At 73.3% G+C, this 9,131-nt stretch carries 13 protein-coding genes; 3 read left to right on the forward strand and 10 right to left on the reverse strand.

Annotated features, from left to right (window positions below; all coding sequences use genetic code 11):
- Positions 1-36: 36 nt before the first annotated feature.
- The 3 genes from ACZ7OH_RS07385 to ACZ7OH_RS07395 all read right to left on the reverse strand — a co-directional run bounded on the left by ACZ7OH_RS07385 (position 37) and on the right by ACZ7OH_RS07395 (position 2,785).
- Positions 37-1,107, reverse strand: a complete 1,071-nt coding sequence (locus ACZ7OH_RS07385; RefSeq protein ID WP_470280059.1) for a hypothetical protein — start codon at positions 1,105-1,107, stop codon at positions 37-39.
- Between the two features lie 146 nt (positions 1,108-1,253).
- Positions 1,254-2,444: an RNA polymerase sigma factor gene (locus ACZ7OH_RS07390; protein WP_470280060.1), complete on the reverse strand. Its 1,191-nt coding sequence runs from the start codon at positions 2,442-2,444 to the stop codon at positions 1,254-1,256.
- Positions 2,441-2,785 carry a YciI family protein gene (locus ACZ7OH_RS07395; RefSeq protein WP_470280061.1) on the reverse strand — a complete coding sequence of 115 codons (345 nt, stop codon included), beginning with the start codon at positions 2,783-2,785 and terminating at the stop codon, positions 2,441-2,443. The genes ACZ7OH_RS07390 and ACZ7OH_RS07395 overlap by 4 nt, the downstream gene beginning before the upstream one ends.
- A gap of 127 nt (positions 2,786-2,912) precedes the next feature.
- On the opposite strand from ACZ7OH_RS07395, the gene ACZ7OH_RS07400 reads away from it, so the two are divergent.
- Positions 2,913-3,944, forward strand: a complete 1,032-nt coding sequence (locus ACZ7OH_RS07400; protein WP_470280062.1) for a site-specific integrase — start codon at positions 2,913-2,915, stop codon at positions 3,942-3,944.
- 1 nt (position 3,945) lies between these two features.
- On the opposite strand, the gene ACZ7OH_RS07405 is transcribed toward ACZ7OH_RS07400, so the two are convergent.
- Positions 3,946-4,107, reverse strand: coding sequence for a hypothetical protein (locus ACZ7OH_RS07405; protein WP_400907027.1), 162 nt, complete (start codon positions 4,105-4,107; stop codon positions 3,946-3,948).
- 25 nt (positions 4,108-4,132) lie between these two features.
- Between ACZ7OH_RS07405 and ACZ7OH_RS07410 the strand changes: the two genes are divergently transcribed.
- Positions 4,133-4,642 carry a CGNR zinc finger domain-containing protein gene (locus tag ACZ7OH_RS07410; protein ID WP_470280063.1) on the forward strand — a complete coding sequence of 170 codons (510 nt, stop codon included), beginning with the start codon at positions 4,133-4,135 and terminating at the stop codon, positions 4,640-4,642.
- On the opposite strand, the gene ACZ7OH_RS07415 is transcribed toward ACZ7OH_RS07410, so the two are convergent.
- The gene (locus ACZ7OH_RS07415; protein ID WP_470280064.1) at positions 4,632-4,865 is read right to left on the reverse strand and encodes a hypothetical protein; all 234 of its coding nucleotides are present in this window, start codon (positions 4,863-4,865) and stop codon (positions 4,632-4,634) included. The two genes, ACZ7OH_RS07410 and ACZ7OH_RS07415, sit on opposite strands and share 11 nt — an antisense overlap.
- A gap of 121 nt (positions 4,866-4,986) precedes the next feature.
- Here ACZ7OH_RS07415 and ACZ7OH_RS07420 point away from each other — a divergent pair, with 121 nt between their 5' ends.
- The gene (locus tag ACZ7OH_RS07420; protein WP_470280065.1) at positions 4,987-5,763 is read left to right on the forward strand and encodes an SGNH/GDSL hydrolase family protein; all 777 of its coding nucleotides are present in this window, start codon (positions 4,987-4,989) and stop codon (positions 5,761-5,763) included.
- Here the strand turns inward: ACZ7OH_RS07420 and ACZ7OH_RS07425 are convergent.
- From ACZ7OH_RS07425 to ACZ7OH_RS07445, 5 genes are read right to left on the reverse strand one after another with little or no spacing between them, the layout of a single operon-like run.
- On the reverse strand, positions 5,743-6,357 hold the full coding sequence (locus ACZ7OH_RS07425; protein WP_470280066.1) for a TetR/AcrR family transcriptional regulator: 615 nt from the start codon (positions 6,355-6,357) through the stop codon (positions 5,743-5,745). The genes ACZ7OH_RS07420 and ACZ7OH_RS07425 overlap by 21 nt on opposite strands.
- Complete coding sequence (locus tag ACZ7OH_RS07430) at positions 6,338-6,814, reverse strand: SRPBCC family protein (protein ID WP_470280067.1); 477 nt, start codon at positions 6,812-6,814, stop codon at positions 6,338-6,340. Before ACZ7OH_RS07430 ends, ACZ7OH_RS07425 begins: the two co-directional genes overlap by 20 nt.
- Entirely contained in the window at positions 6,811-7,128 is a 318-nt protein-coding gene (locus ACZ7OH_RS07435; RefSeq protein WP_400907012.1) for a metalloregulator ArsR/SmtB family transcription factor, read from the reverse strand. Before ACZ7OH_RS07435 ends, ACZ7OH_RS07430 begins: the two co-directional genes overlap by 4 nt.
- Entirely contained in the window at positions 7,128-7,514 is a 387-nt protein-coding gene (locus ACZ7OH_RS07440; protein ID WP_470280068.1) for a VOC family protein, read from the reverse strand. Before ACZ7OH_RS07440 ends, ACZ7OH_RS07435 begins: the two co-directional genes overlap by 1 nt.
- 26 nt (positions 7,515-7,540) lie before the next feature.
- On the reverse strand, positions 7,541-9,064 hold the full coding sequence (locus ACZ7OH_RS07445; protein WP_470280069.1) for an FAD-dependent monooxygenase: 1,524 nt from the start codon (positions 9,062-9,064) through the stop codon (positions 7,541-7,543).
- Between the last annotated feature and the right edge of the window lie 67 nt (positions 9,065-9,131).

The raw sequence follows: 9,131 nt of genomic DNA on the forward strand, positions 1-9,131 counted from the left end.
CTTAAGTTATGACCATCGGGCGTGATAGTCAAGTAACTACTTGAGCATTGCCGTGACGTCCTCGGGCAGCTCCAGGCCCGGCGCCTCCCTCAGGACCGCCAACGCCCTGGTCAGGGCACGTTCCGCGTTGTCCGCCCGGCCGGCGCTGGCCCGCAGTTCGGCACCGAGGTTCGTAGTGGTCTCGTGCATCGACCGCACGGTCTGCTCGTGGGCCGCCTGCAGCTCGGCCAGGCGCTCGTCGAACCGGGCGCGCAGGCGATCCGTCTCCATTCGTGCCTGGTCCTGGGCGGTTTGGTGGGCAGTAGCTGCCTTGGTCAGCTCTTCGTGTGCCGCGTCGAGGCGTGCGGTGGCGGCATCAGCACGCGATTCGGCCGCTTCGAGACGGAGGGCCGTCGTTTCGGCGCGGCTCTCCGCGGCTTGGCTGCGACCGCGTTCCTCATCGAGGGCGGCGCGGGTGGCGGCGAGTTCGGCGGTCAGCGTCGCGATCGTCCCGGCGCGTTCACCGGCCACCGCGGCGGCGGCGTCGGCTCGCTCGGCGACCCGGGCCAGTTCGTCCCGCACGGCGGCCAACTGGCCTTCGGCGCGCTGCTGCTCCTGCAGTGCCTCCCGCTGGGCGCCGCGGGCCGCGTCCCGCTCCCGGATCGCCGCGGCCTTCTCCTTCTCCGCCGCCGTCGCGGCAGCGGAGGCTTCCTGCGCAATCTCCCGCGCTTGCCCGGCGTCGGCTTCGGCCAGCCCGCGCTGACGGCGGTGTTCGTCGGCCTCGGCCAGCGCGGCATCGCGTTCGGCGAGCGCGGTCGCCGTGGTGGCTTCCAGCTGGTGGCGCAGCGTCGTGAGCGTCTCGACGAGCCCGCGCGCGGGCTCGAGCACCCGGTCGACCTGCCCGGCGAGCGCGGTGACGGCGGTGTCGTCCAGCTCGGTATCGCTTTCCCGCAGCGACTCGGCGTCGGACAGGACGGCCTCGGCGTCGCGGCAGGACAGGTTCCGCCGCCCCCAGATCTTCCCGTCCTGGCAGAACCGAGCCCGGCTCCCCCGTCCCACCGCCGGCGGCAGTGGGGCTCCACAGCGCCGGTACTCGCAAACCCGTGGCTGACCAGCATCTTCCGTCATGATCGAGACTTTATCAAAGCTTCTAATCAGAACTAGAAAGAGCTATTCAAAATCAGAAGTAATCTGGATGGCTGTCTGGGTTTGGATAAGGTCACATATCCGAACTCAGATGTGGTGGTCTCGCTCCAGACAGTCGAGGGCGTCTCCTACGCCGTCGCTGAGGCGCGCTTGCGCTCCAGCAGCGCTCGCTCGGCGGCGTTGCGAGTGAGGTCGATGGCCACGGTGTAGGCCGCCGTCGCTTCCGCGGTTCGGCCCAGGCGGCTCAGCAGGTCCGCGCGGATGGCGTGGAACAGCGGGAACCGAGCCAGATCCAGGTCCTCCACCAACGCCAACGCCTCGCCGGGGCCGTCGACCTCGGCGACCGCGACCGCCCGGTTCAACGCCACCACCGGCGTCGGCGTGATCCCCAGCAGCTGGTCGTACAACGCCTTGACCTGGGACCAGTCCGTCGGCGCGTCGCTGTGGACGGCCTGGATCGCCGCCTGGATCTGGTACGGCCCGGGCTGGTTGCGGCGCAGGCACCGGCGGACGATGCCCTGGCCCTCGGCGATCAGGTCCGCGTCCCAGCGCGACCGGTCCTGGTCGGCCAGCAGCACCACTTCACCGGAGGCGGTCGTGCGGGTCGCGCGGCGGGCGTCGATCAGCAGCATCAGCGCGAGCAGGCCCCAGACCTCCGGCTCGTCGGGCATCAGGCCGGCCAGGACGCGGGCGAGGCGGATCGCCTCGCGGCACAGGTCGTCGCGGACCAGGTCCTCCCCCGCGCTCGCCGTGTAACCCTCGTTGAAGATCAGGTACAGCACGGCGAGCACCGCCGACAGCCGCGCGGGCAGGTCGGCGTCCTGCGGGACGCGGTACGGGATGCCCGCGTCGCGGATCTTGCCCTTCGCGCGGACGATCCGCTGGGCCATCGTGGGTTCGGCGACCAGGAACGCGCCGGCGATCTCGGCGGTGGTCAGGCCGCCGAGCAGCCGCAGCGTCAACGCGACCTGCGTGGGGCGGGCGAGGGCGGGGTGGCAGCAGGTGAAGATCAGCCGGAGCCGGTCGTCGGGCACGGCGCCCTCCTCCACGGGCTCTTCCTCGGCGTGCAGCAACGCCGCTTGGGCGTGCTTGTCCGCGCCGGCGGCCTCGCGGCGCAGCCGGTCGATCGCGCGGTTGCGGGCCGTGGTGATGATCCAGCCCGCCGGGCTGGGCGGGATCCCGGCGTCCGGCCACCGCCGCACCGCCTCGGTGAACGCGTCCTGCACGGCTTCCTCGGCGACGTCGATGCTCCCGAAGACGCGCACCAGCACCGACACGGCGCGGCCGTACTCGGCGGCGAAGACGTCTTCGACGCTCATCCGGCGAACGGCCGCACCTCGACCGGCAGCGGCGCGACGGCGTCGGCGAGCCGGCTGCCCCAGGCGAGCGCCGCGTCGAGGTCGGGCGCGGTGATGATGGTGAACCCGCCGAGGTGTTCCTTGCCTTCGGCGAAGGGGCCATCGGTGATGAGGGTGTCCCCGTCGTCGGCGCGCAGCACGGTGGCGGTGGACGGCGGGTGCAGCCCGCCCGCGAACACCCAGGCCCCGGCCGCCTTGAGGTCGGCGTTGAGGGCGCCAAGCTTCTTCACGACGCCGTCGAGCACGTCCGGCGGCGGGGTCGGCCCGTCGGGCTGGTAGATGCTGAGCAGGTACTGCTTCACGTCGGCTCCTTTCGCTGGCTCGCCCCTCATACGAACGCCGCCCGGCCGGATCGACAACCTCGGCGGACGAATTCTGCGTGGACACCGCCGGAAGGATCAAGACAGCGACATCCCGTAACCTCGGCGCGTGCCCGAGCTGGAACCGGTGACCGCCGCCCTGAGCCCGCAGGACCGGCTCGCCCTGCTGGACGAGGCTGCCGCCCGGCACGTCGATGGGCAACGGCCGCCCAACACGCTCAAGGCTTACGCCCAGGACTGGCAGGTCTGGCAGGACTACACCGCCGAAGCCGGGATCCCGCCGCTGTCGGCGTCGATCGGCGCGCTCACCGGGTTCGTTGTCTGGCTCGAACGCGGGCGGACCCTGCGGCCTGACGAGCGCGCCGTGCCCGAGGTTCCGGAGCGGGCCGCTCCGGCGGCGCCCTCGACGATCGAACGGCGGCTCACCGGAGCGCTCGCCGGGCTGCGCCACCACAAGGTCGTCGTCGACCCCGAGGCCAGCCGCGCCGCGTGGCGGGCGCTGAAGGGCTACCGGCAGCGGCTGGCCCGCGAGGGGATCCAGCGCGGCCGCGGCAAGGCCACCATGGTCACCCTCACCGACCTGCGGGCGATGTCGCGGGCCTGCCCGGACACTCTGGCCGGCGCCCGCGACCGGGCGATGCTGCTGATCGGGTTCCCGATCGCCGCCCGGTGTTCCGATCTGGCGAACCTGCTGGTCACCGACGTCGAGCCGGTCGACGACCGGGGGCTGGCGGTGACCGTGCGGCACGGCAAGAGCACCGGTGACATGGTCGTCCCGCGGCGCGAGAGCCCCGACACCGATCCCGTGCGGGCGTGGCACGCGTGGCGCTCGGGCGCCGGGATCACCGGGGGGCCCGCGTTCCGCCGCGTCGACCGGCACGGCAACGTCGGCGAGCCGGCGCTGAGCACCACCGGCGTCAACCAGATCCTCACCCGCGCGGGCGTCCGCGCGGGCCTGCCGTACCCGGTGACCGGGCACTCGCTGCGGTCCGGGTTCGCCACCGAGGCGCGGCGAGCCGGGGCCGACGACCTCGCGATCGCCGACCAGGGCCGGTGGGTCCGCGGCAGCCGCGCGCTGTACGAGTACATCCGCCGCGTCGACCAGTGGAACGACAACGCCGCGGGCGCGCTCGACCTGTGAGTCACGGCGTGCGCGTGGCGCCCACGACCTCGCCGTCGAGGCGGGCGAGCCAGCTGCCGCAGACGCAGCGCACATAGTCGAGCCGGTGGGTGGCGGGCCGGGCCGCGGTCGCCGGCAGTTCGGCGAGCGGCCAGCCGCAGCGGGGGCAGCGGTGTACGTCCATTCCCCGATCGTGCTGTAATGGCTTTGTGCACTTCAACCCTTACGGCGGCGCGGCCGCGCTCGTGGCCGCCGACGTGGTGAACGCGGGGTCGGCGGGCGAGCTGCTGGCCGGGATGGTCCGCAACGGCATGTCCATCCCGGCGCTGACCGACGACGAGGCGACGCGGATCGCGGGGTGGGCCGCCCGGCTGCGGCCGGTGTTCGCCGCGGACGCCGCCGACCGCCCGGAGCTGGTCAACGACCTGCTGGCCGAAGCGGCGTGCCGCCCGTACATCACCACCCACGACGGCAAACCGCCCCACCTGCACTACTCGGCCGAGGACGCCGGGCCGGTCGGCCGCGTCCGCGCCTACACCGCGGGCGGCCTGGCCCACCTGGTGTGCGAAGCGCCGGACCGCCTGGGCATCTGCGGCCGGGAGGGGTGCGAAACGGCGTACGTCGACACGTCCCGCAACGGCCGCCGGCGCTTCTGCTCGACCCGCTGCGCGACCCGGGTGCACGTCGCCGACCACCGGGCCCGGCAGGTCACCGCTTGACGGCCCGCCAGCCCAGCACGGTCGGCGTGGGTGCGCCGCCCTCGGCGAACCGCTCGAACACCAGCCCCGCGTCGAGGACGGCGTGGAGCAGCTCGGGCAGCGGCCGGTGGGTGGCGCCGACCTTGTCCCGCAGGCCGCGGTCGGTCCACGACGGCCTGCTCGTCGGACCGGTCGGTGAATTCGCCGCAGACGCCGGGACGCACTCCGATGTGGACGCACCCACCGGTTGGGTGGGCGCCGGTGTCGCGGCCGAACTCGTGGCGCAGTCCGGAGCCGTGGGCCGTCATCTTTCCCGGGTACCGGCCCCGGACGGCACCCGGCGGCCCGCTGCCTAAACTGGCGACATGAGCAAGCGCTTAGTGGTCATGGGGGACTCGTTCACCGAAGGCGTCGGCGACGACGATCCGGCTTCCCCGAACGGCGTGCGCGGCTGGGCCGACCGCGTCGCCGAACAGCTCGCCTCGCGGGAGCCGGACTTCCGGTACGCCAACCTCGCCATCCGGGGCAAGCTGCTGCCGCAGGTGCTCGCCGAACAGCTCGACGCGGGGCTGGCCATGGAGCCCGACCTCGTCTCCCTCTACGCCGGCGGCAACGACCTGATGCGGCCCAAGGTCGACATCGACGCCCTGCTCGTCGGCTACGAAACCGCCGTCGCCCGGGTCCGCGCCACCGGTGCGCGGCTGATCCTGTTCACCGGGGTCGACGGCGTCGAGGACCCGCTGTTCCGCACGATCCGCGGCCGGGTGGCGATCTACAACGAGCTCGTGCGCGGGATCGCCGCCCGGCACGGTGCGCTGCTGGTCGATCTGTGGTCGATGCGGCAGCTGTGCGACCGCCGCTTCTGGGCGCCGGACCGGCTGCACCTCAACGCGCTCGGCCACACCGAGGTCGCCATCGAGGTCCTGCGCGTGCTCGGCGTCGAGCACCCGCTGGCCAGCCCGGAGCTCGCACCGCGTGAGACGCTCAGCCCGGCCGCGCGCCGCAGCCAGAACCTGCAGTGGGCGCGGGAGCACGCGCTGCCGTGGGTGCGGCGACGCGTGCGGGGCGAGTCCTCCGGGGACACCATGGCCCCGAAGCGCCCGACGCTGGAGCCGGTCGGCTCAGCCGCGCTGCCCCGCTGACACGCGCGGGCGGAGGCCGTCGAAGAGGATCGTGACGGCCCGGTCGCGCAACTGAGCGTCCGGGCCGGCGTACTCGGCGGCCTTCGCCACGCCGATGATGATCGTGATCAGCTCGCCCGGGACGAGGTCTTCGCGGACCGCGCCCGCGGCCTGGGCCCGCGACAGCAGCACCCCGAGCGCGCCGAGCAGCCGGCCGCCGATCTCGGACTTCGCCTTCGGCACGGTGACCCCGGCGGCGGTGAGCGCCTCGAAGTAGGCGTTCTTCGCGCTGGACATCTCGATCCAGCCGGCGAGGAAGGTGAAGAACGCCGCCCCCGGGTCGGCGGAGTCGGCCGCCACGACGGCTTCAGCCTCGTCGGCGAAGCGGTGCAGCCGGGCGATGAGCACGGCTTCGAGCAGGGCTTCCTTCGTCGGGAAGTGCCGGAACACCGTGCCGATGCCGACGCCGGCCGCGCGGGCGACCTCTTCGGTGGGCGCCCCGGTGCCCTTGGCGGCGAACACGCTCTCGGCCGCTTCCAGCACGCGCGCCCGGTTACGCCGGGCGTCGGCGCGCAGGGGTTTGGACTCGGTGGGCTCAGCGGCGGCGGGGGTCACCTCCCGATCGTAACGGGGTGGGGTCGTCGAGGGTGTCCAGCAACCGGGCCAGTGCGCGCGGCACGTGAGAGCGCCAGCCGCCGCCCATGATGCGCCGGGAGAAGCGCTGGAACTCGTCGTCGGGGTCGAAGCCCTCGTGGCTGAGGAAGAGCCGGGTGCCGGTGCCTTCCGGTTCCAGCCGCCAGGTGACCGTCCACTGCGGACCCCAGCGGATGCTCAGCTTGCGCTCGGGCTCGACTTCCAGGACCTCGCACGCCACCGGCCCGCCGGCGAACCCGGCCGCGGGCACCGGTTCGGCCAAGAGCTGGAACCGGTGTCCCACCACCGGTTTGATGTCGTTGGGCATGTTGATCCAGCGCTCCAGCAGGTCCGGTTCGGTCAGCGCGCGCCAGACCTTGCGGGCCGGGTGGGCGAGGAACTGGTCGACGTGGATCGCGGTCGGGTCGTCCTCGGTCACAGGTCCTCCTCGTCGAGCAGGTCACGCAGGTTGGCGAGCTTGCTCCGCCAGAACCGCTCGTAGGGCGTGAGCCAGTCGGCGACTTCTTCGAGCGGGGCCGCGTCCAGCCGGTAGACGCGGTTGCGGCCCTGCCGCTGTTCGCTGACCAGGCCCGCCTCCCGAAGCACCCGAAGGTGTTCCGAGAGGCTGGGCCGGGCCATCTCGAAGCGTTCGGCGATCGCGCCGGCGGCCATCGGACCGTCGAGCAGCAGCCGCAGGACTTCCCGCCGCGCCGGGCTGGCGAGGGCGGCGAAGACGTCGTCGTTGACCGGCATCAGTTCGGGACGTTGCCGAAGTCCGACGGCTGGAGCAGGCCGAGCGTGTGGCCGTCGAGGTCCTTGAAGGACGTCGCCCGCCCCCACGGCCGGTCGTCCGGGTCGGCGACCTCGACGCCGGCCGCCCGCAACGCGGCGACGTCGGCGTCGAGGTCGGTGGTCTGCAGCTGGAAGTGCCGCGGGCCGGGCTCGACCCCGGTGACCTGCTGGTCGGTCAGCACCACGCCCGTCTGCGCGCCCTTCGGGGCGACCATCACGAACCGCCCGCCCTCCGGTGTCCGCCGGTCGACGAGCGCCTCGAAGCCGAGCTTGCCGACGTAGAAGTCGCGCGCGCGGGCGTGGTCGGCGACCGGCAGGGTCAAGAACTGCACGTGGGTGATCGTCATGCCGCCGACAATACGTAGGAGATCTCCTACATGTCAACGGGCTTGCCGAACCACCGCTCGAGGGCCGTCCGCAGCGCCTTGCGCTCGGTGTCGTCGGGCTCGGCCGCGCTGGTCGCCCAGGCGACGTAGCCGTCGGGACGGATCAGCAACGCGGTCGCGTCCGCGTCCGCCTGACCGCTGACGAGGTCGACGCGATCGGTCCAGCCGCGCAGCTCCCCGCCCAGCGCGCCGGTGAAGTCCAGCAGCAACGGCCGGGCCGTCCGGGTCAGCTCGGCCAGCCGGGTGCCGTCGGCCAGCACGAGGTCCGGGGCCCAGCAGCCGTCGAGCGGGTGCCCGGTGCCGGGTTCGTAGCGGACGTCGGCGCCGGACATCAGGTCGGCGATGTGCCGCACGGTGCTCGGCAGCCGCAGCAGTTCGCCGAACAGCTCCCGCAGCGCCGTGACGTCGCGACCGGGCGCGATCAGCGCGGACTGGGCCTGGGTGTGCATGACGACGCGCTCGGCGACCGGACGGCGTTCGCTCTCGTAGGTGTCGAGCAGGCCGGCCGGCGCCCAGCCGTGCAGCTCGGCGGCGAGCTTCCAGCCGAGGGCGACGGCGTCCTGCAGGCCGAGGTTCAGGCCGGGGCCGCCGATCGCGGAGTGGACGTGCGCGGCGTCGCCGACCAGCAGGACGCGGCCCTCGCGGAACCGGTCGGCCAGCCGGGTGTTGCGCCCGCGCAGCCGCCGCAGCAGGTGCGGCCCGTCGCCCTGCGGCGGCCCGATCGGCAGGTCGAATCCCAGCACGCGCTCGATGCTCGCGCGCTGCTCCCCGAGCGTCATCGCCGGCTCGTCGGCGGGCTCTTCGTCGTCGGTCCACTCCATCGTCGTGACGAGCGGCCCGGCGGGGAACGGCGCGTAGACGAAGAGCCCGGTTTCGGTGCGGTAGTGGAAGAACGGCGGGATCACGCCGTGGCCGGGCACGGTCAGCCCGCCGGACGCCGGGTCGACGAACTCCGCCGGCACGGTCGCGTTCGCGGTGCGGGAGAGCGTGCGGTCCTCGGTAACACCGGGGAAGCCGATGCCGGCGAGCTTGCGGGTGACGCTGCGCCCGCCGTCGGCGCCGACGAGGTACCGGGTGGTCAGCCGGCCCGGTCCTTCCGGCCCGGCGAAGTCGATCGTGACGGCGTCGGCGTCCTGGGTCAGGCCGGTGACCTCGTGCCCCCGGCGGATCTCGACCCCCAGCTCGGTGGCGCGTTCGGCGAGCGTCGCCGCGACGCGCCGCTGCGGCACGCCGAGGATGTGCAGTGAGTTGTGCTCGGGCAGCGTCAGGTCCAGGCGCATCGCGCCGAAGACGAACGCGGGGACGGGCGGCCCGATCGGGCCGGCCAGGCGCTCGTGCAGGCCGCGGCGGTCGAGCAGGCGCACGACCTGGCCGACCAGGCCGTTGGCGCGGTTCTCCTCGGTCGGCTCGGGCAGCCGCTCCAGCACGAGCGGGCGGATGCCGGCGAGGGCGAGCTCGCAGGCGAGCATCAGGCCGTTGGGCCCGGCGCCCGCGATGATGACGTCTTCCATGACGGAACTCCTTGGTGTGGAGAGAAAAGGGCATGACGAACCAGCCCGGCGACCCCGGCCGGGCGTG

It is taken from the genome of Amycolatopsis sp. NPDC114478, from assembly GCF_055633805.1.